The following is a 19,805-nucleotide window of genomic DNA, read 5'->3' on the forward strand; positions in this document are numbered from 1 at the left end:
GATCGCGACAGAACGCGAAGTCCGTGGGAGGGGAGCATGATCGAAGTCGTACGTTGGCCGTCGATGGCCCTGTTGGGAGCACTCGCGCTCGTCGGAAGCGTCATCGCGACGAGCGGAAGCGCAATTGCGGAAGTCGTGAAGCTGCGCGCCGAGCTGAAGGGCAGCAATGAAGTGCCTCCGAACAATTCGACCGGGTCGGGCAAGGCCGAGGCGAGCTACGACACTGAGACGAAGGCGCTGACTTACGTGATCACCTATGCCGGACTGACCGGACCGGTGGTGGGAGCCCATTTCCATGGACCCGGTGAGGCCGGCAAGAATGCCGGCATCGCCCTGCCGTTCAAGACGGTGGAGAGTCCGATCCAGGGCAACGCCACGCTCACGGACGCGCAGGCGGCGGACCTGCTCGCCGGGAAGTGGTACGCGAACCTGCACACCGCAGCGAACCCGGGCGGTGAATTGCGCGGCCAGATGATGAAGTAAAGCCGGTTCGCGTCGATCCCTCGTCGCGCTGAGCGAGCGCCGGCTGCTTCAGGACGGCGGGCGGGGCAAGAACGCCAGGATCATCTGGGCGAGCATGACGCCGACGGTTCCTCCTGCCGCCTTCTGCAGCACGTCGAGGAAGCCCGGATCGCGGTCGGGGATGAACGATTGCATCAACTCCAGCCCCATGGCGACCGCGATGACGAGCGAGCAAGCCAGAGCGAGCCGCCCGGGCAGCAGGAAGGACAGAAGGAAGCCGAGCAGACCATAGGCGCTGAAGCGTTCGATCACCACGATCCAGTAGGCCTCGTGGTGCCCCATGAGCGCGGGTCGCCCCGCCAGCTTCGCCAGCGTGGCGTAGATGATCAGGGCAAGACAGATGCTCGCGGCTGCTATGAGGTGGTTCCTGCGCATGGCGCCAACATACAGGGTTGATCGCCGCTCAGGTTCGAAAGCCGAAATTATCGTTAAAGTCAGGCCACCAAGGCCGTGCTGGTGGCGGCTGCCGCATCCGACTGCGCCACTCCGCGTCCCTCGACGAGCTCGTTGAATTTGGCGAGCGGCAAAGGCGGCGCCACGAGATAGCCCTGGCCCTCTTCCACGCCCGATGTGACCAGGGCGCGGAGCTGCTCCTCCGTCTCGATGCCTTCCGCGATCACGGTCATATGGAGGTCCCTGGCCAGCGCCACCAGCATTTCCACGATCGTCGTCGTCGATGCGTCCACGGTGATCGTGTCCACGAAGAACTTGTCGATCTTGATCATGTCGGCGCCGAGGCCCTTCAGACGAGACAGCCCGCTATGGCCGACGCCAACGTCGTCGATGGCGACGCGGAAGCCATGGTCGCGCAGCTCGGCGACGACAGAAGCGGCGCCCGCGAGATCGTCGAGCTCGTCGCGCTCGGTGATCTCGACCACGATCTGGCGTGCGGAGACCCGTGCCGTCAGAACCTTGCGGCGCAGCGTCTCGACGAAGCCTGCACTCAGGAGCTGCCTGGGCACGACGTTCAAGGACATCTTGAAATTCTTGTCTGCTCTCAGCAACGGCCTCAGCTCGGCAAGCGCCGATTCCAGGATCTGCCAGGTCATTGCCTGGATGCGTCCGCTGGATTCGGCGAGCGGAATGAAGTTCATCGGCGGGACGACCGAGCCGTCCCGGCGCAGCCAGCGCGCCAGTATCTCGCAGCCTCTGATCTGACCTGTCCTGAGGTCGAAGATCGGTTGGTAGTATGGCTTGAACTCGCCGGCCGCCAGCGCCCGGTCGAGATCGGCGACCGGCCCCTCCATGCGGCGGCTGCGCGCCAGCAGGATGCCGAACATCGCGCCAAGTCCAAGCGCGACGGCGAGGATGGGCCAATAAGCTTCGTTGTTCCAGCTCGAAAGGACCGCGCGCTCGAGCCTGATCGTGGCATGAAGCGGGAAATGCGCAGAACTCCTGTCGAAATTGACAGGATCTACCAGGGGCTTACCGGCGTCAGTCTGGAATGCTCCGAGCTTCTCACCGCGGCTCAAGGCGAGCCTCACCTCGCTGTGTGCGCGCAGTTCGGCGGGCATGATGTCGAACAGGCTGGCGTTGATGCCGACGATGGCCACCAGAGCGGAGCTGTCGTTGACGTCCGTCAGCACGCCCAAGGCGTCGCCGCCGAACTGCTCGACGCGAAACAGCGAAAGCGCGCTGTCGTGCGAAGGCAGCATATCGCGGCGATCCACCCATCCCTTGTCGAATTCGAGCGTCTCGGAATAGGCCGAGCAGATCACCGAGCCATCCGGTTTGACGAGGCGAACATCCTTGATCGCCGAACGCTGGTAGACGTGAAGGCGGGTGGCTTGCAGCGCCGAAGGATCGCAGCTGGCGAGATTGCGCCTGGCGAGATCGTCCAGGCTGGCCGCGGCAAAATCGACCGCAAACTCGGAACGGCGCAGAACGACCTCGGTCAGCTCGTTGAGTTGATGCGCCTGCTGCTGGTGAATGACGGCCTCTGCCGCGAAGTGTCCCGCCAGGCCGAACGCCATCGTGCTCGCAAGCACGAGCGCCGCAAACGGCAGGTTTGGTCGGTGCAATCTCATCCGGTCCGGCAGGAATTCAGGAGAGCCGAGGAGATTGATCGTAACCGGCCGAGGCTAAGATAGGGTTTAACGGGCGGTGCGGGTGGAGGGCGGCCGTCCCGGGATGCCTCCCGGAAGAAGACGCAAAGCGAGGACGGGGCCTCAATCGGCGCTCACCGAGGGTGAACCGTAATGGTCTCTGGTTGGCTGGACCTGTCGATCCCGGGCGTAGCGGGATCGCGGGTGGCCAGCAGACGAAGCACCACGAAGGCGATGTTGATCGCCAGCCAAACCAGCATTGTGGAAATGACGAAATTTGCCACTGCCAGACCTCACGAGTGAAGTCTGGAACAACACCCGATCGTCCCTTCGGTTCCATCCTGGGAAACTGAGGCTGCAACGAACTGCAAGGGGAACGCGACGACTGACGAGGAATGCCGCGCATCCTCGGTGCGCTGCTTCGAGGTTAGCCTTTCTTGCCCGCCTTCGACTTTAGCGAAAGACCAAGCCGCAAGGCCATGCGCTTGATCGCATCAGGCGAGCGCCCAAGAGCTTTCACCGCCTCTTCCAGCGAAGCCGAAGATTTCGCCAGCTCCATGAGCTTGCGGTCTTCCTTGAACGACCAGGGCTTACGCGCCATAACTGAAACGATCCTCTCATCGACACAAGGACAAAGCCGCCAAGCGGACCCATGTTCGCTCGACGGCTTTGCTTGGGTGGGGCCGGGCTTGGGGGAGCCCGGTGCGAAGGATGGATAAGCCAAGCGCGAGAGTTCGCAACAAACAACGCGGATTAAGCTAACTGCTCAACCTTACCGCGATGAAATTGCGGCATGAGGCTCCGTATAACCACGGGGCTACGTCGATGCCGTCGGCGATCGCCGGCACAGGCGCATTCGAAACTACATCAAATGACGCCCTCGTTACGCCGGTGCAGACGTGCTCGATCGTGGCGCGCTTGCGGCTTGCTCGCTTGCCGACATGAACGCGGATTAACATCGCCCGGCCGGATTTCGCTCTCGAACGATGAGAGATTTCCGCCGTTCTTTCGGCCCCTCGCTTCTCGCGCGACGACCAATTTTCGAGCACCACGTTGCACAAACTTCATCTTCGTCTGACAAATGTTTCAGCGGTATCGATCTTGAAGTCGTGACGACGACACGATGAAATAGGATGGGGAACGTTCCGAAAAATGGGAACATTCCAGATGTTGGCAATTCTTGTTCTGATCTCGATTTTCGTAGCAGGCTTTTGTTGCGGCTATGGCGTGCGCGCGTGGCGCTCGCGCAAGCGATCGGAACGATATCGTCTCTATGCTCCGTACACGCCCGCCTCGATGGGAGCTGGCCGGGGGCAGCCCCCGTCGTCGTGATCGGCCGGAGCATGATCCGGAAAGGTGTGTAGCGGTTGCCGAACAGATCATGCTCGAGCAACAATTTGAAGCGCGTCGAGAATTCATGCTGATCTCATCGCAAGTCTGGCGTGGCGGCCAATTCCCGAATGGCTGTCGTGGTGAGCGCGACTAACCATATGCGGTTAGGTTAATCTGGCGCCGTCCTTGAGAGTTTGGGAGAGGCAACCTAAAAACGTATCGGTTCATGGCGACGGTTCGGCCGCCTCGATTTTTCCGGGGCTCGCGTAGGTAGGCGTGGATGGCGTATGTGATTGCATTGCTGGGCGCGGCGAGCTGCGGCCTCATTTTGACTGTATTCGTTTGTGCCTATGATTGTCGGCTGAAAGATCTTCCGGGGCCTTGGATCATGAATGACGGCCATTCCAATGATTGATCAGAAGCACAATGCGCCCCGCAGGTATTTCGTCGATGCCCAAGGGCATCGTGTTCTGATCGGCCTTTCGCTCGAGGAGACGGCGGAGTTCGAGGCGCTCGATGCTTCCTCGAAGGAGACGGTTCATGGCGCGGCCGAGATCCGTGGCGGTGAATGGGCTGCCGCCGCGGGCGAAACTCGCTGGCTCGAACTCTATTCCAAGCACGAAGGCGCCTGGCGGACGTGGATCGCACGAAGCCAGGCCGCGCAGGCGCAAGATTTAAGCTTTGTTAACTATGTCTGACCGATGGTAGCTGCCTGAATCTCGAAGGTGGGATGGCCCAGATGTTTCAGCTGTTCCTGAGAGCGCGCGCACACAATCTTCTCGGCTCCCGCCGCGAGGACAAGACCTTCAAGGCGCGCTCCGCCGAGCGTGATGCGGAGACCGACCGTGCGCGGATCGGTGCCGTCCTGGCGGCCATCGAGACGGCGTTGCAGGACGCGGAGAGGGAGCAGGCCGGCCTCAACCGGCGTGTCGACGATGCGCTCGCGCGTGCGTCCGTCACCTTCGGCAACGGCACCGACGAATATCTCGAGCGTGAGCCGCTCGACAATCATCATCAGGATCTCTTTGCGGCCGACATCTCGAACGGCCAGCGCCGGCTCAAGGAATTGGCCAGCAGCATTGCTCACCTGAAATTCGTCAAGACCGCAATGCTCACGCGCTTTCCCGATTTCAAGCCGCCGCAGCTCAACAGCTAGTACAACGCTCCCGATGCGCCGTACGTAGCGGCTACTGTGGTGCGTCACGATTCTGCGCCGGTTTGCCGTTTGGTGCGTCGATCCTTTTTGATATGGTCCGGCAACCATTCACGGATTGAAGGAGCGAAGAGATGCCGGTCAAGAAGTTGCGGACATTGGTTGGATTGGCAGGTGCTTTGACGCTGGCCGCGCCGGCGACGGCTTCGGCCATCACGGCCGAAGTGGCGCGCGCATGCGACGCCGCAGTGGCGAAAGCTTTTCCGCCCAGGCAGATCGGCAACCCTGCGGCCGGCAGCGCCAAGGGAACGGGCAAGGAGCAGCGCGAATACTTCCAAAAGTGCGTCGCCAACAACGGCAAGGTCGACGACCTGCCGGCAGCCGCGCCCAAGGACAGCAAGCCGGCCAAATGAAACCAGGGCTGCGCTATCGGCGGGGCGGCGGGCAGGGCGAGTAGAACGCGCCGTTCGCCGCATTGATCCGTTCGACGCATTGATTGGGATCGGTGATCGTCCCGGCGACGGTGAAGTCATAGCCCATGCCCTTGACCACCACGACGTAACGGCCGGGCGCGAGCGTGAAACCGTCTTGCTCCGGTTGAAGCAATAGCATTCTCGACTGATCGTCGATCGGACCTACCTTGTAGGGGTAGGACATGCTGCGGATGACCCAGGAATCGCCCGCGCTGACCATGGCCGCTTTCCCGGTGGCATCGACGCCCATCGACCGGGAGACTTTCGCGATCACCCGAACTTCGGTCCCGCTTGCGTCGACGCCCCCGTCGGGCCTGAACACGATGAATTTGACGTCGCCGTCCATCAAAGTGGTCGCGCTCGGCGTGTTGATGGCAGCCGAGATCGCGACGCGCCGGTCCGGAATCTTTCCGGGCACCGGCTTGAGCTCATGGAGCTGGCCCTCGCTCAAGGCGTAGACCCCGAATGTCGTCGGCAGGGGCATCGACGGATGCGCAGCTTGCGTCGGCTCCTTTGCGCTCTCCGGCATTCGTTCAGCTGTCTCGGTTGCCGAGGGAGTCGGAATCGCGGTCGGCTGAGCCTCCGGGCTCTTGGGCGTACGTTCGGGCTGCGCCACGTGCGGCCTTGCCGTTAGCTGTGCCTTCAGCCGCGGCCAATAAACGATCGCGGTGCCGGCGCCCGCAATAAGCAGGAGGATGGCCGTCAATCGAACGAGAGAGTTGAAAGCACTGCTCCGCTTGGGTTGGTCGAACGATCCCGGCGGTGCGGCAGGACGCCGCGGCGTCTCGGCAGCCACTGGTATGGCTGATGACGCCAAGGGAGCCGGCGTCGGAATGGGCGGGGGAACGGCGACGTTCACGGGCGGAGAATTCGCCACGGGGCCCGCGGCACCCTTGGTCAGTAAAGTCTTCTCGCTTCGCTCAAAGGCGCGTTCGACCTCCCGAATGGCGCGTTCGAGGACTTGCTGGAGCTCTCGGGCTTCCCGCGCGTCGGCGTGGGTGAATTGTTCCAGAAGCTTGATGCGGGCCAACTCGTAGACGACCTCTCGCATCTCCCGGGGGTCGTTCGAGATGTCGCGGATCCGTGCTGACAACAGGCGGACAAGCCCGGCCTTGATCTCTTGCGCCTCCAAGGCGTTGGCTGCTGTGTCGCCGGGCTCCGTCATCAAGGCCGATCAACTAGCTCGGATAATGCTGTTTCGCTAGGCTTTTCACCCCGGCTCCCCCTCGACCGCGGTGGATTGCCTGGTTTATCCGGCCCGGAAAGCTTCCGCTCGGAAGAGCTTGCTTTTGAGCAGAAACCTGTGACATTTCGCCCAGCTCCTCTTTCCGGTGTTGGACCATGCGCGGCATTTTGACAGCAATCATGTTTTCGGCCTTTCTGGTTCAATCTGCTTCAGCGCAAGGAACCAAGGATCGGCCCAACACCACCAGCTCCAGCATCGTGACGACACCGGATAAGAAGAAACAGACCACCCAGGCCGCCTCCCGGCCGACCGCTGTCCGGAATGTGGCGGGCAGCCTTCCTGCCGGGCAGTCGGCTCAAGGCGTCTGGAGAGATGGCAAGCTGATTGCCGTGCCTCGGTGAGGTCACGCAACGAACCGTGAAGGAACGGTGTTCGCCTCCTGACGTTCATGCTTGGGAGATGTCGCACATGAAACGCTTAGTCTTGATCACGTTCGCGCTTATCGTGCCCGCTGGCGCCTGGGCCCAGGGCGTCAACGACCCTTCGACGCCCAATCGCAACGTGATCATCGTCAATCCGTCGCAGCCCGCGCGCCCTAATGCAACGCGCAACATTCCAAGCCGGATCCAGGCTCCCGTAACGAGTGGCGCAGCGGCTCGGCCCTATCATGGGAACATGACCCGCGGCAGCGGGTCGGGCCGTCGTTACTAGAGCGTGGACTCATAACGCGCAGCCAGCCATCGCTGGATCGATGCGAATTGGACGAAGGCAAGGTAGTTTCCCGCAAGCCTGTCGTAGCGCGTCGCCACACGACGACATTGTTTGATCCTGTTGAAGAACCGTTCGACCTGGTTGCGAGCGCGGTAGAGATAGGGCTGAAGCAGATCGGATCGCTGCGCTTGCTTTTCGGCGGGATGTTGGCCCGCGCCCCCTTGTTCATGGCAAACTCTCTGATCCAGTCGGCATCATAGCCCACGGTCGGCAAGCAACATTGATCCGGACTTCAGACGAGCGCGCAGTCTTCCTGCAAGTCGAACGTCGTGGGCCTCGCCGGGGCTCAACGCCAACCGTACCGGGAGACCATTGCTATCGACCACCGCGTGGATTTTGCTCGTCAAGCCGCCGCGTGATCTTCCCATCGATTGGCGATGGTTCCTTATGATGCAGGCCCCTTGCTGATGCACATGGACAATCGAGGTGTCGATCATTTGGACAGCGGCATCATGGGCAGCCGCAGGTGCGTCTATGATGCGGCTCCAGACACCAGCCCGCCGCCAACGGACAAAAAGGTTTTAGCACGTGGTTTACGGACCAAACGTCTCGGGCAAATCGCGCCAAGGCGCTCCGGAGCGCAAGACCCAGAAGATGCCATTGAGGACACGACAGTCGTTAACCCGAGGAACGCCACGCGGCTTGTTGGCAGCATGGGCTTGATGGCAATCCATTCATAATCGTCGAGTTCGTAGCGCATGATTCGAGCCCACAGTTTGGGAGTTTGAATCACAGGGGTCTGGCCAGACGCAACGCTTCTGGGCAGGCCCCGGTTGGACACTTACGGGGTAGAAGCGGACATCAGCCAGCCGACAGTATCCGCTGAAACCGTCGAAAATGACCCGAAGCAGGCGTACCGTGATTGCCGGTGACGACCTGCATGCTCACTCAATCTGCAATTTCAAGACTGGCAGCAACGTCCTCGCCTGTTCGGCTGAGCCGACGCATTCGTGTTCTTTCCATCGTGAGGAAAGGTCGTGGATCAGATCCTTAAGTTCTGGCGCAAGCGGTGCAGCGTTTACATTGGCAACTGGATGAGCGTCCGCCAGAATCCTCACCGGGTTGTGGGAACACAGTGAATGATCCGACACCACCTCAAATCGCGTCGCCCGCCGGCCAGTCGGTGATGCCGTTCTTGATCGTCCATCCGAGATTGTCGATCGCCGTTCGCATGGCGTTGAGCTGGGCGTCGTTGCGGGTGTTGGCGAGGATCGCCCAGCAGAAGCCGTCGGAGGTCCGGACCAGTTCGCTGATGGTGCCGGCGAAGTCGCCGAGATGCCACCAGTTGCCCGCGCTGTTCACGGCCCAGCCCTTGGCGTAGTTGGCGGCTCCGCCGCCTGCAGCCGGCGCCGTGGTGGCGGTCGCCATGGTGGCGACGGTCGTGGACTGGAGCAGGTCCGGCCTCGACGGGAAGCCGTCGAACCGGAGCGCGATGCGCAAGAGGTCGGTCGGGTTGGCGATCCAGCCGCCATGGGCATCCATGCGAGCGACGGGCAGGGCGTAGGGGTTAAACGTTCCCTGCTGGGTGTAGGTGACCTCGTTCGAACGGCGCTGAGCCAGGGTGTCTCCGGCGATGTGCATGTCCGTCACGCCGCAGGGCGCGAGCACCCGCTGTCGCACGAAGTCGGCATAGCTCAACCCGGACACCTGCTCCAGCACGCGGCCGAGCACGCAATAGCCGAAGTTCAGATAGTCAAAGATCGCACCCGGGTTGTTTGCAAGCGTGAGGCCAAGCATCTGGCCGATCAGATCCGCGTGTGTGGCGCTGGGCTGGCCGAACATCGGGTCCTGCGCGCCGCTCCAGCCGCTGGTGTGCTCGAGCAGATGCTGCACTGTGATTTGCGTGACCCGCTGATCCGGATAGGGCAGTGTCCCGAACTGCGTGCCGAGGATGCCGCCTTGCCCGAAGACCCGATCGGTGAGCGCCAGCAATCCGGCTTCGATCGCCCGGAAGACCGCCATCGAGGTGATCGGTTTTGACACGCTGGCGATACGAAAGAGGTGGCTTGGCAGGACCGGCGTTCCGGCGCTATCCGCGTTGCCAAAGGCGCGTGCGAACATCAACGCGCCGTTGCGGGTCATCGCGATCGAGACACCGGGCACGTTGTGAGCGGTCATGAAGTTCTGCACCGCCTGGCGGATCGTCGTCTCATCGCGATCCGACAGGAAGGGCTTGTGCCAGATCGAGGCGTAGTGAACCGTGCCGCCCTCGGGATACCCGTTTACCTTGACCAGCCGATAGCCGCGATTCACCAGGGCGTTGAATTCCGTCTGATGTTGCGCAGCGTCGATGCCGTGCCGGGCCTGCCAGGTCAGGTCCGGTCCGCGGCTCCAGAGTGCCGCGTAGCGGGTTTGCCCGCCGTCCAGGTAGCCGCTCACCCGGTGCAGGATGAAGCCGTGGGTGGCCCAATGATTGAACTGCTGCTGGTATTCTCCGGCCGTCATGCCGTGGCGTGCCACCCATTCCCGCGTCGTTGTCCGCTCCCATATGGAGGCGAAGCGCACTTGGCCGGCTTCGGTGTAGCCACACAGGTCCACCGGGCGGAAGCCTTCGTTCGGAAGCGTGTCCACCTGGTTCTGCCATTGTGCCGGGGTCAGGCCATGCCGCGCCCTCACTTCCGGCGATGGGATGGCCTGCCAGATGGAGCTGAAGCGTATCCCGCCTGCCGTGTCATGACCGCTCACTGCGATCGGGCGGAATCCCTGGGCGGGCAGGGTCGTGAACAGCTGCTGGTGCGCGGCTGCGTTGATGCCGTGGCGTACCTGGGTTGCGGGTCCCGGTGATTGCTCCCAGACGCCGGAGAACCGTTCGACGCCGTTGGCGCTGCCGCCATTTACGTCGATGGGACGAAAGCCCTGGTTCTTCAGAAGATCGAATGCGCCTTGAAAATCAGCGCCCGAGAGGTTGTGACGGGCCTGCCATGCGGTGACCATGTGCGCCTCTTGCTTGCCGATGTTGCGACTGATGCTTCAACAGACAGAGCGACACCTGGCTCAGCGCCTCGTTCGCTCTTCGTGAATGACGTGCAATACGGCCCAAGAGTATGGGTTTTCGGCGAGCGGCGGTGTGAGCTCGCTCACGTTCTGCAAAAAAATGGCGGCGTCATGAGAGTCGCATAGGGCTGTGTTTTCGGCGTAGGGTCTCGACCATGATCGGCGTACGGGTCCCGCCATACAATTCAATGAAATCAACGTCCTGAAGGGGGTCTCGACGCCGCTTTGGATTCAGGCATGTTAATCCGGGAATGCGGATCTGAGGCAGCAACGGATTTGAACATTCCGAGACGCAGGGCAGTCAGCTTCGGCTCCAGACTTATTGCGGACGTCCCGCCAACTGCATGTGAAGACCGCTAGTGACCCATAGCTGACATGCTCCCGTAGCTGCTATTCTTGGCAAGCCGACACTTAGGCGTAGGCAATCGATGCGCGCGATTTTGCATTTGCTGGCTGGGCTGCTCAGCGCCTTGGTCGTGATTGCGGTTGGTGCTTTCAGTCATGACGCTGTGAAGGCTTTGTTCTTTCTGGTTTGGACGCCGGCAACCTGGCTGGTCCGCCTTTCGGACGTGATATGCCCACCGACAGGCGTTAGATGCTTTCTGGGATCAGTCAGCCAAGGCTCGCATCATCTCTGGTTCGGGCTATGTCTAGTTGTTTTCTGGTGGATCGTTATGTGGTTCGCAATATGGCCGCTCTTCCGTTCGCGTCGGCCGTATCCGCCGAAAAATTTGGATTCTGATTCTGGGCCCGTAAGGGATCTTCACGGCAATACCTGCCGAAGGCCGCTTGTGTGACCCCTAACGGACTTCACTGGTCTTGTAAGGCAATCGCGAGAAGATCTATGAATGAGGGTCGCTTAAGTTGACGGAATTCAAGGGATGAAGGTCCGTTGTACTAGACTGCTGAATACACATGGAGAGCCCGTGCGGACGAGCGGGTGGCTGACCATCGGGAAAGAATACCTCGTTCTAGAAGTCCTTGTTGACGAGCAGGCAGGAAGTAAATTTCGGGTCATTAGCGATGACGCTGACTGAAGTGGTCAGACTGATCAAAAGCGAAACCCGCTGAAGTCTCCTTCTGGCCCATCGCGACATTTGGTGCAGTCGCACAAACCCGGTCGGTATCGGAGTGAAGCGGACATCGATGAAGTTTATGAGTGCGCGCCCTAGAACATGCTGCATTGGAGCATGCTGCGCGCAGCGACCAGTTTATCCTGGTCTCATTGCGTTTTGGCCGCGGTTAGGCGTGCTCTAGTGCGGGTTGACTTCGACCTCCAAGGTCGACGTTCCAAAGTCATGTCGGTTCTTGCCTGAGATCAACAGCGTAAACTTATCCCGGCTCGGCGGATGCTTTTCCGCCGAATAGCGAAAGCCGGACCCCACCACCGCCAATTGTCCCCGCGATGGTCCGCTCACGACCGATACGTTGAAGATCTGCATGTACGACCAACGCAGCCCCTGGATGCAGTCGGCTCCAGGAGCGATTGACATGGTCCATTTCACCGTATCGTCCGACAAGGCGAACGGGGTTCGTTCCTTGATGCAGAGGGGGCTGGCCTGCGCCGCGAGGCCGGACATGGCGGAAGCCGCGATGGCAACGCCGAACAGCAATACCAATCTTGCACGCATTCTCGGCAACTCCACGAGCGGACGCCGAAGGTAGCAGCAATGAGCTAACGAGGTCTTAGAACGAAGTTGTTCGACGTAGCGATCATCTGACCTCAAGCCGCGCGATCATCCGGCGCCTTCCTCCGAACCATGCCATCCTACCCCTGTTTTGCCCGACGGATCAAACCGAGTTTCGGGGATTTGTAACCCATTGATTTGGCTGGCGCCGCCTACTGTGCATGGGGTTGTTTTTTCGAACTTGATTGGAGAGTCTCCGAAGGTTTCGAGGTCAGGAGTCGAATATGTTCGTCCGGCCGTCATCCGCCGCCCCGCCAAACGGCTTGCCCATCGAATCTACCGTCTTGCAGTTGTTGCAATTGGCAACCTCATGGGCTGAACTTGTCGTGGCTCTTGACTGCTGTTGACCTCATTGGAGTTATCGGAGTGCAATCCGTTCGCCGCAATTCCGTCTCAGATCGCATCCCGGGGTGCGCACCGGTCAGGGCGTTCTTGGCCGTCGTCGTGGGCTTTGCCATCTATGTTGCCTGTCCGCTCTCGTGTTTGGCTCAGAGCGAACCGGAGCCCTCGGTGAACGACTATCTTCCACCGAGCGAGCCGGAAGTCTCGCGCGATGAATGGCGGCAGCGCATCGAGGAGGCACGGCGCCGGGCCAAAGAAGCCTCGCGCGAGCGGCGCGCGCATCCGGAGCTCTACAAGCCCGCTCCGGAAGATCCGGACGTCGTCGCAACCGAACGTCTCCTGCGCGACGACAGCCTGCAACGCGGCGACATCGTTACGACCAAGAAGGGAATGTTCGTCTACCAGGGACGATCCGACCAACCGCGCCGCGATCAGGACTTCGTGCCGGTCAACCCGAAATCCCTGCGCTGAGTTAATACCGCCGCAAGATCTCGTTGAATTTGGGATCGGTGACCTTCGTGGTCTCGAGCAGCAGGGACTTGCCCTGCGGATTCGCCAGCACATAGGCGGCGACCAGCAGAGGCTCGTAACGCGAGCGATTGGCCAGTGCCGCCCGGATATCGGATTGCGCGAGGAGCTTGATCTCTTCGTCGCTTGCAGCCGCGCTCGAGGTCACGGTCCGGACGCGCGAGAGCGCGACGTCGACCGGCACCGCGCCGGTCAGGTAAGACATCTTCACCGCAGGCGTGACCGCCTCGCCGGCCTGGGCCTGCAGCGTGCCGAGCGTCAGCCATAGCGCGGGCCTGATTGGTGAGACTTTCAAGGCGGTGACGACCGCGCTTTGGGCCGCCTTGTTCTCCCTGGCTTTGCCGGCCGCTTCGGTCGAAGGGCGGTGGAGGACGTCAGCAGCCGTCGCAGCCGCGTAATTCGCCAGCAGCTCGCCATCCCATGACACGGACGCCAAACCACCTGCGGCAGCCAGCTTCGTCTTCTCGGGCGGAATCTCGCCCGAGAACAAATCGCTGGCGCGAAAGTTCGGTCGTATCAGATCGCCATAGAACGCGATGCCGGCGTGAAGCGCCAGCACGATTGCGGTCAAGATGCCAATGACGCGGAGCGGGATCACCGAAGTTCGGCCTAAGCTTTCAAATTGCGAGAAGACTATCGCCTTGGATCGTCAAGAGCGTCAAGTTGCCGGTCGCATATGCACCGGTGTCGATGTTGATGCGGTTCGCCCGGATGTCGGGCGCGCTGACCGGAGTATGACCGTGCACGATATACTTGCCGAAGCGCTCCTCGGAGGCGAGGAATTCCTCGCGGATCCAGAGCAGATCCTCGTCCTTCTGGCGATCGAGCGGGACGCCCGGCTTGACGCCGGCATGGACGAAGAAGAAGTCGCCGCAGGTAAAGGACGAGGGCAATTGCTGGAGGAAGGCGAGATGCTCCGGCGGCACCGCGCGTCTCAGTCCCTCGATCAGCTCGACCTGCTGCTCCGCGGACGGGTTCATCGTCGGCGTGATGCCGTACGAGACCAGCGTCAAGAGGCCGCCATAGTGGCGCCACTCCTGCAGGCGGGCGGGGTCCTTGAGGACCTCGAGCAGGAAGACCTCGTGGTTGCCCTTCAGGCAGACCGTCTCGTGCGATTTCGAGCGCGCGATCAAGAGATCAAGAACGGCGCGCGAGTCCGGCCCGCGGTCGACATAGTCGCCGAGAAAGACCTGAATGGCGCGTTGCGGGGCCGAGCGGGCGAGGTCGGCATCGATCACGGTTAACAGCGATTGAAGCAAATCGGCGCGGCCATGCACGTCGCCGATCGCATAGACGCGAACGCCATCGGGAAGGCGAGGCTTGGTCTTCTTTCGAAAGCGGGAGGAAAGGCCCATCAGGTCGGTCGAATCGTATCCAGCGTCACGAGCGGAACGTCGTGACCGCTCTTAGCAGAACAAGTCATGCATCGGTATTCTTAATTGTTTCCGACCGATGAGAGCGCATTTTGATTAAAGCATCGGGTGACCTTTGAGCCGTATTTCAAGAGGTCTCGCGTAGCGTCTCCCCAACAAGAACGGGGAGCGCGACATGCGCAAAGTGGTAAAGTTCCTGGCGGCCGTGGCCGCGATCGTGGTTGCTGCGGGGGTGCAGCAGAAAGCGGAAGCCGCCTTCGTCGGCGCGCCCATGGGGCTGCGCGGCGCCATCCACTACATCAAGTTCGACCAGCCGACGCTGGCGCCGATGGCGTTCACCATCTTCTGCCTGAAGTACAAGGACGAGTGCAAACCGCGTCCGCAGCAGATCGTGTTTCGAGGCGGCCGTCTGAAGCTGACGGCCGAGCGCATGGCGCAGATGCAGGAGGTCAACCAGCGGGTCAACACCGCGATCCGCCCCGAGGCCAATCTGGAAGGGCTGCGCGGCGAGAAATGGCTGCTGCACCCGACCAGCGGCGATTGCAACGATTACGCCGTGACAAAACGCCACGATTTGATCGCCAAGGGCTTTCCGGCGCGCTCGGTGCTGCTCAGCGAGGTCGTGACCACCTGGGGTGAGCATCATCTCGTTGTGGTGGTGCGGACCTTCTCCGGCGATCTCGTGCTGGACAATCTCTCCGGTCACATCATGCCGTGGTCGAAGAAGCCCTATCGCTGGGTCCGCATCCAATCGCCCAAGAACCCGAACTACTGGGCCTCGCTCGGCGACCGCGCGGTCTGATCACGCGCGTTCTATCGTGATCCAGATTGGCTGACGCTCTGCGACAGCCCGAGGCCTACGATCACCGACAGACACAGGATGGCTGCCGGGCGCAGCAATCCCGGACCTGCGAAGCTCTGGACGAGCGCAAAGAGAACACAGGCGGCGGCCGCTGCAGGAAAGAACGAGTCGCGGCCGCGCTGCAAGGCGCCGAAGAACAGGCGGACCAGGGCGATCAGGCTCACCGCCATCATGGCAGCGAAGCCGATCCATCCCAATCCCGCAAAGACCGCTGTCGCCGCTGAGGGGGCGGTCAAGAGGGCTCCGGCATCGTTCTGATAGATTCTGCCGACCGCAGCAAAAGTCCCGGCGCCGGCGCCGAACCAGCGCGTATCGGCCAGCATGCGCTCGAGCGCGGCCTTGGTCTCGGTCCCCATCTCCGGGACGAGTCGCAGAAGGACCGGTCCGGAATTTTTCTCGAAGAGGAAGGTCAGGACGATGGCCGCGCCGATCAGGGCTGCCACCGACAAGGCGGTCGCGGCCAATGGTGACAGATCCAGTCTGCGGATGACGAGGATCAGCAGGATCAGCACGACGCCGAAGCTTGCTGCGACCGCGCTGTTCGTTCCGGACAGCCCGAAGATCGCGATTGCGCAGGCCAGGGCCCCGACGAGACCGCAAAGACCGATCAAGACGGAGCGAAGGACCGAGTGATGCGTTTCGGCCCGCTCAGCCGCGAGCTGCATGACCGCCAGATTGAGCATGAGGCCGAGGCCGGCCAAGGTCGTCGTGAGATCAGAGGGCCCTGCTGCAGCAAGCCCCGGCGAGAGCCGATGCAAATCCAAGACCAAGGCGGCGGTCGCCGTTACTCCGCTCAGCACGAAGAGAACCAGCTCGGCACGGCTGCGGTTGCGGACCACCAGGATGGCGATGCCGAGCAATGAGATCGCTGCGAGCACCAACACCAGCGCGTCCACCGTCAAGCCGATATCGGCGGTGATCGGCCCGAGCGAGAAGCCGCCGAGGACGTCGTGGGCACTGGCCCAGATCGGATGCGCCCAGCTCAGCGGAAGCGGGGCGAGCTGAGCGGCGATGCACAGCGGAATGGCGATGAGGATCCAGCGGCCCCAGGAGGTCGCGCGGACATAGTGCTCGTAGTCGGCCTTGCGCGTGCTCGAGGCGGCCGCCAGCAAGCCTAGCGCTGCGGCCATCGACCCCAGCTGGGCACCGAACTTGGCGCCGGCGATTTCGAGAGCGGAAGCGGAGACGATGGAAACGATGAGGGCAAAATAAGCGAGGGACAAACGGCGCGCTCGATGCGGAATCCTGAAACGAGTCAGGTCACCATACAAGCGGGCGTGTGGTTTTCAAAACAGAGGCCTGCGTCGCGATCAGCGGGTGGCCTTGACCGGTCGACCGAAGACGCGGGTGGCGCGTGCGGCGGCAAGGGCAAAGCGCGCCCCCGAACCGAACAGGTAACCGCCCTGGAGAGCGATGGCTGCGAACGCCGCTGCCTTCATGCCTTCAAGGAAGCCGAGGCTGGTCATCATGCTGACCGGCAGCATGGTGAGCACCAGGGCGAATGTTACCGGCAAGAGCACGAACACGCGAAAGCGTTGGCCCAGCACGGCACCTGTGAGAAAGCTGAAAATCAAAAAGGCGGTCATTCGAAACACTCTCCGTGCTCCGGACCCTAGGTTTCCCGCCTAAAAAGACCCTTAAGTCGTATGGCTAAATTTGGCCTATTGGCCGCAATTTGCCAGCAGCGAATGATAGGCCTCCCGTAGCCCATTGAGGGCCACCATTCCCTTGATCTCGCTGTCGCCTTCCCTGACCACCACGGACAGGGAGGGCGTCGTCTGCCAATTTCCGGCGGCAAAGGCCGAGACCTCGTCGGGCAAAAGCACAGCGGCGCCCGCGGCCGCCATGCCGGCATCAAAGGTCAAGGTGCCGCCGCCGCTCGCGGCAATGGTCACCTTCGGGCGGCTCCGCGGTGGAAAGGGTCGGATCAGGGCCACCAGCACGTCGACCTTGCCCTTCGGGGCGCAGCGGACGATCAGGCCAGCGAAGTCCGGGTCGGATTGGCTGGTGTCGGCAGTCTTCATGATGGCCGCGAAGCTTTCGCCGTCCTTGGTCCCTTGCGTCCGGGTGAATTTCCAGACGGAGGAAGGGGTGGAGGTCGCCGCCGCAACGATCGGCGCTTCCTGACATGAAAAACCGGTGCTGCCGGTGCAGGGAGAGGCAGGACCCCATGGGCGATCAGCGGCGCCTAGGAGGGAACCTGCCAAAAGCGGGATCAGAAGGAGGCCAGTCATGGGGGGTCCTACTCTTAACGGACCCAGCCTTAGCAGACCGCAGCCAGGTCAAGAAGCCTCGCGCTCGACACACTGCGCCCTTGAGTCGGGCCGTTTGCTCTCCGGCCGGGCACACGAAATACAACAAATGGTCACAAAGGGTTAAACCAAGCCTCAAAGAGTGGCCTGCGCGCCACAGTAGCCGACGGATCGCTCCGTTAACCACCGGGAACACTTGTCGCACCACCCCCTAGGCCGTACCAATTTATGTCGATTGGGGACCTCAGGCAGATTCATGTCATCCATTGCCAAGACCTATGCTTTGAAGTTTGCGTTTCTGGCCGCCGCCTTGGCGCTCGGGGCCTGCTCGACCAATCCTGGCTCGGGTCCGCTGACGGATGACGTCAACAACAAGATCCAGACCGAAAGCGCACCGGCCTACGAACTCGTGCCGCTCAATCCGGCGACCGTGAAGATCCTGCACACCCACGAGCCCAAGGGGCTCGCTGGCGTGTTCACCGACCGCCGTCCGCCCGCCAGCATCGTGTTCGGCATCGGCGACGTCGTCAGCGTCACCATTTTCGAAGCCGCAGCAGGCGGTCTGTTCATCCCGGCGGAAGCCGGCGTCCGTCCGGGTAACTTCGTGACCATCCCCGACCAGGCCGTTGACAATGATGGCTTCATCACGGTGCCCTATGCCGGCCAGGTCAAAGCCGCGGGCCTGACGGCGGTTCAGATCCAGCGCTCGATCATCGACAAGATCGGCAATCGCGCCATCGAGCCGCAGGCGGTCGTTGCGATGTCCTCGCAGCGCACCCAGCTCATCAGCGTGCTCGGCGAAGTCAATTCGCCGGCGCGTTATCCCGCGAGCGCCGCAGGTGCCAAGGACCGCGTGCTCGATGCGATCACCCGCGCCGGCGGTATCAAGGGCCAGGGCTTCGAGACCTGGGTCATGCTGGAGCGCGGCGGACGACGGGCCACCGTGCCGTTCGAAAATCTCGTGATGGCTCCCGAGAACAACGTCTATGTGCGCCCCGACGACAGCATCTATGTCTATCGCGAGCAGCAGAAGTTCCTGGCGTTCGGCGCCAGCGGCCAGAGCGGCGAGTTCAACTTCGATGCCTGGCGCATTAACCTCGGCGAAGCTGTCGGCAAGGCCGGCGGTCTCCTCGATGGTCAGGCGGATCCGGCTGCTGTCTATCTCTACCGCCGCGAGCCGCGTGACGTCGCAGCCCAGCTCGGCATCGACGTGAGCAAGTACACCTCGGACACGATCCCGGTCATCTTCAACGTGAACTTCCGCGATCCGGGTGGCTTCTTCCTTGCGACCAAAGTCATGATGAAGAACCAGGACATCATCTACGTCTCGAACTCGCGCAACATCGAAGTCGCCAAGTTCCTGACCTACCTCCGTGTGATCATGGCGACCGGCAACGATGCGATAAATCTGTCGAACAACGCGCTGGTCTTCCGCAACAACATCAAACTGGCGCCGTAAGGCCCGACTTGATCGGCCAAGACGATGGCACCGGGGCTTTGTCCCGGTGCCATTTTCGTTCGGCGGACGAATCGGTATTGTCTCGATCGGCCGGCAAGTTTCGGATCGAGGCGTCATTGAGCAGGACGGGCCCGTCGTCGGTCACCCTGTTCTGTTGCAAGGGGCTTCATGCGCTTTCGAGCATTCTGGCGTCTTCTGGCTCTCGTCCCTTTCGCCGTCGCGCTGGCGCCGGCCGGGACAGCTCTCGGCGCTCCCGCAGAGCTGGGCGTGCGCCATCGCATCGACGTGATGATCTCCGCCGAGCCTGACGCTCCGATCCTGTCGCGCCTCAAGGGAGCCAAGGCCGAACTCGCCTTCACCGTCCGCCTGTCCGCGAACTCCAAGGAGAGCAAGTTCTTCGGGATGCTGCGTCCGTCTTTCCCTGATATCGTCGTACCCGATGACCCGGGCAAACCGCTGGTGCAACAGACCAAGCTCTGGGAGGAGGATGTCTGCCATCAGCGCCGCGGCCTGCCGAAGGTCACCGTCACCCAGCTCAGTGGGCATTTTGCCGAAGGCGAGGCGCGGGTCGAGATTTCCGCCATCAACAGGCATATCGGCCTTCTGGTCCCGCCCGACGAATTGACCCCCGGAATAAAACTCGATCCGGGCAGTGATAGCTTTGGGGTATTCTATGCGTTCCGGGCGCAGACCCGGAACAGCCGCCTCAACGTGGATCTGAAGATCTATCCGATCGATTGCTTCCTCTAAGCTCGAGCAAAGCTCGTACAACGCCGATGCGCCTTTGGTCTCCCACAATCCGCTGGTCGTGGAGCTTGCCCGCGG

21 protein-coding genes and 1 pseudogene are annotated in these 19,805 nt (G+C 61.8%); 9 read left to right on the plus strand and 13 right to left on the minus strand.

Going from position 1 to position 19,805, the window contains the following annotated elements; all coding sequences use genetic code 11:
* Window positions 1-36: 36 nt before the first annotated feature.
* A complete protein-coding gene (locus SE91_RS05645; RefSeq protein ID WP_061846873.1) occupies window positions 37-483 on the plus strand; it encodes a CHRD domain-containing protein in 447 nt (148 codons plus the stop codon).
* Window positions 484-531: 48 nt separating this feature from the next.
* Here the strand turns inward: SE91_RS05645 and SE91_RS05650 are convergent, their stop codons facing one another.
* The 3 genes from SE91_RS05650 to SE91_RS36915 form a co-directional block, all read right to left on the minus strand.
* Complete coding sequence (locus tag SE91_RS05650; protein ID WP_061846874.1) at window positions 532-897, minus strand: VanZ family protein; 366 nt, start codon at window positions 895-897, stop codon at window positions 532-534.
* A gap of 59 nt (window positions 898-956) precedes the next feature.
* Entirely contained in the window at window positions 957-2,549 is a 1,593-nt protein-coding gene (locus SE91_RS05655; RefSeq protein ID WP_061846875.1) for an EAL domain-containing protein, read from the minus strand.
* Between the two features lie 445 nt (window positions 2,550-2,994).
* Window positions 2,995-3,168, minus strand: coding sequence for a hypothetical protein (locus tag SE91_RS36915; RefSeq protein WP_008566330.1), 174 nt, complete (start codon window positions 3,166-3,168; stop codon window positions 2,995-2,997).
* Between the two features lie 1,123 nt (window positions 3,169-4,291).
* Between SE91_RS36915 and SE91_RS05660 the strand changes: the two genes are divergently transcribed.
* From SE91_RS05660 to SE91_RS05670, 3 genes are all read left to right on the plus strand, one after another.
* The gene (locus SE91_RS05660; protein WP_245318335.1) at window positions 4,292-4,597 is read left to right on the plus strand and encodes a hypothetical protein; all 306 of its coding nucleotides are present in this window, start codon (window positions 4,292-4,294) and stop codon (window positions 4,595-4,597) included.
* A gap of 41 nt (window positions 4,598-4,638) precedes the next feature.
* Window positions 4,639-5,055: a hypothetical protein gene (locus SE91_RS05665; RefSeq protein ID WP_060737889.1), complete on the plus strand. Its 417-nt coding sequence runs from the start codon at window positions 4,639-4,641 to the stop codon at window positions 5,053-5,055.
* Window positions 5,056-5,186: 131 nt separating this feature from the next.
* A complete protein-coding gene (locus SE91_RS05670; RefSeq protein WP_245318337.1) occupies window positions 5,187-5,465 on the plus strand; it encodes a hypothetical protein in 279 nt (92 codons plus the stop codon).
* Between the two features lie 13 nt (window positions 5,466-5,478).
* On the opposite strand, the gene SE91_RS05675 is transcribed toward SE91_RS05670, so the two are convergent.
* Window positions 5,479-6,690 carry a hypothetical protein gene (locus tag SE91_RS05675; RefSeq protein ID WP_061846877.1) on the minus strand — a complete coding sequence of 404 codons (1,212 nt, stop codon included), beginning with the start codon at window positions 6,688-6,690 and terminating at the stop codon, window positions 5,479-5,481.
* 176 nt (window positions 6,691-6,866) lie between these two features.
* Between SE91_RS05675 and SE91_RS05680 the strand changes: the two genes are divergently transcribed.
* Window positions 6,867-7,112, plus strand: a complete 246-nt coding sequence (locus tag SE91_RS05680) for a hypothetical protein (protein ID WP_061846878.1) — start codon at window positions 6,867-6,869, stop codon at window positions 7,110-7,112.
* Window positions 7,113-7,418: 306 nt separating this feature from the next.
* Here the strand turns inward: SE91_RS05680 and SE91_RS35060 are convergent.
* The 4 genes and pseudogenes from SE91_RS35060 to SE91_RS05695 form a co-directional block, all read right to left on the minus strand.
* A pseudogene (locus SE91_RS35060) lies at window positions 7,419-7,919 on the minus strand (IS5 family transposase).
* A 96-nt stretch (window positions 7,920-8,015) separates the two neighbouring features.
* On the minus strand, window positions 8,016-8,156 hold the full coding sequence (locus SE91_RS38215; protein WP_502687128.1) for a transposase: 141 nt from the start codon (window positions 8,154-8,156) through the stop codon (window positions 8,016-8,018).
* Between the two features lie 421 nt (window positions 8,157-8,577).
* Complete coding sequence (locus SE91_RS05690) at window positions 8,578-10,416, minus strand: serine hydrolase (protein WP_061846879.1); 1,839 nt, start codon at window positions 10,414-10,416, stop codon at window positions 8,578-8,580.
* Between the two features lie 1,313 nt (window positions 10,417-11,729).
* A complete protein-coding gene (locus SE91_RS05695; RefSeq protein WP_061850993.1) occupies window positions 11,730-12,107 on the minus strand; it encodes a hypothetical protein in 378 nt (125 codons plus the stop codon).
* A 567-nt stretch (window positions 12,108-12,674) separates the two neighbouring features.
* Between SE91_RS05695 and SE91_RS05700 the strand changes: the two genes are divergently transcribed.
* Complete coding sequence (locus SE91_RS05700; protein ID WP_245318339.1) at window positions 12,675-12,977, plus strand: hypothetical protein; 303 nt, start codon at window positions 12,675-12,677, stop codon at window positions 12,975-12,977.
* 1 nt (window position 12,978) lies between these two features.
* Here the strand turns inward: SE91_RS05700 and SE91_RS05705 are convergent, their stop codons facing one another.
* Window positions 12,979-13,632 carry a hypothetical protein gene (locus tag SE91_RS05705; RefSeq protein ID WP_061846881.1) on the minus strand — a complete coding sequence of 218 codons (654 nt, stop codon included), beginning with the start codon at window positions 13,630-13,632 and terminating at the stop codon, window positions 12,979-12,981.
* 19 nt (window positions 13,633-13,651) lie between these two features.
* On the minus strand, window positions 13,652-14,389 hold the full coding sequence (locus SE91_RS05710) for a metallophosphoesterase family protein (RefSeq protein WP_061846882.1): 738 nt from the start codon (window positions 14,387-14,389) through the stop codon (window positions 13,652-13,654).
* A 193-nt stretch (window positions 14,390-14,582) separates the two neighbouring features.
* Between SE91_RS05710 and SE91_RS05715 the strand changes: the two genes are divergently transcribed.
* Window positions 14,583-15,209, plus strand: a complete 627-nt coding sequence (locus SE91_RS05715) for a transglutaminase-like cysteine peptidase (protein WP_061846883.1) — start codon at window positions 14,583-14,585, stop codon at window positions 15,207-15,209.
* Window positions 15,210-15,220: 11 nt separating this feature from the next.
* Here the strand turns inward: SE91_RS05715 and SE91_RS05720 are convergent, their stop codons facing one another.
* The 3 genes from SE91_RS05720 to SE91_RS05730 all read right to left on the minus strand — a co-directional run bounded on the left by SE91_RS05720 (window position 15,221) and on the right by SE91_RS05730 (window position 17,503).
* Window positions 15,221-16,171 carry a hypothetical protein gene (locus SE91_RS05720; RefSeq protein WP_245318341.1) on the minus strand — a complete coding sequence of 317 codons (951 nt, stop codon included), beginning with the start codon at window positions 16,169-16,171 and terminating at the stop codon, window positions 15,221-15,223.
* A gap of 408 nt (window positions 16,172-16,579) precedes the next feature.
* Entirely contained in the window at window positions 16,580-16,855 is a 276-nt protein-coding gene (locus SE91_RS05725) for a hypothetical protein (RefSeq protein ID WP_008561415.1), read from the minus strand.
* Between the two features lie 75 nt (window positions 16,856-16,930).
* Window positions 16,931-17,503 (minus strand): hypothetical protein, encoded by a 573-nt coding sequence (locus tag SE91_RS05730; protein ID WP_245318343.1) that lies wholly within the window; start codon window positions 17,501-17,503, stop codon window positions 16,931-16,933.
* A 274-nt stretch (window positions 17,504-17,777) separates the two neighbouring features.
* Between SE91_RS05730 and SE91_RS05735 the strand changes: the two genes are divergently transcribed.
* Window positions 17,778-18,980 carry a polysaccharide biosynthesis/export family protein gene (locus SE91_RS05735; RefSeq protein ID WP_061846885.1) on the plus strand — a complete coding sequence of 401 codons (1,203 nt, stop codon included), beginning with the start codon at window positions 17,778-17,780 and terminating at the stop codon, window positions 18,978-18,980.
* 168 nt (window positions 18,981-19,148) lie between these two features.
* Window positions 19,149-19,730 (plus strand): hypothetical protein, encoded by a 582-nt coding sequence (locus SE91_RS05740; RefSeq protein WP_061846886.1) that lies wholly within the window; start codon window positions 19,149-19,151, stop codon window positions 19,728-19,730.
* Window positions 19,731-19,805 lie beyond the last annotated feature (75 nt).

Origin of the sequence: Bradyrhizobium sp. DOA1, from assembly GCF_001593325.1 — a bacterium.
In the GTDB taxonomy this organism is placed as follows: Bacteria; Pseudomonadota; Alphaproteobacteria; order Rhizobiales; family Xanthobacteraceae; genus Bradyrhizobium.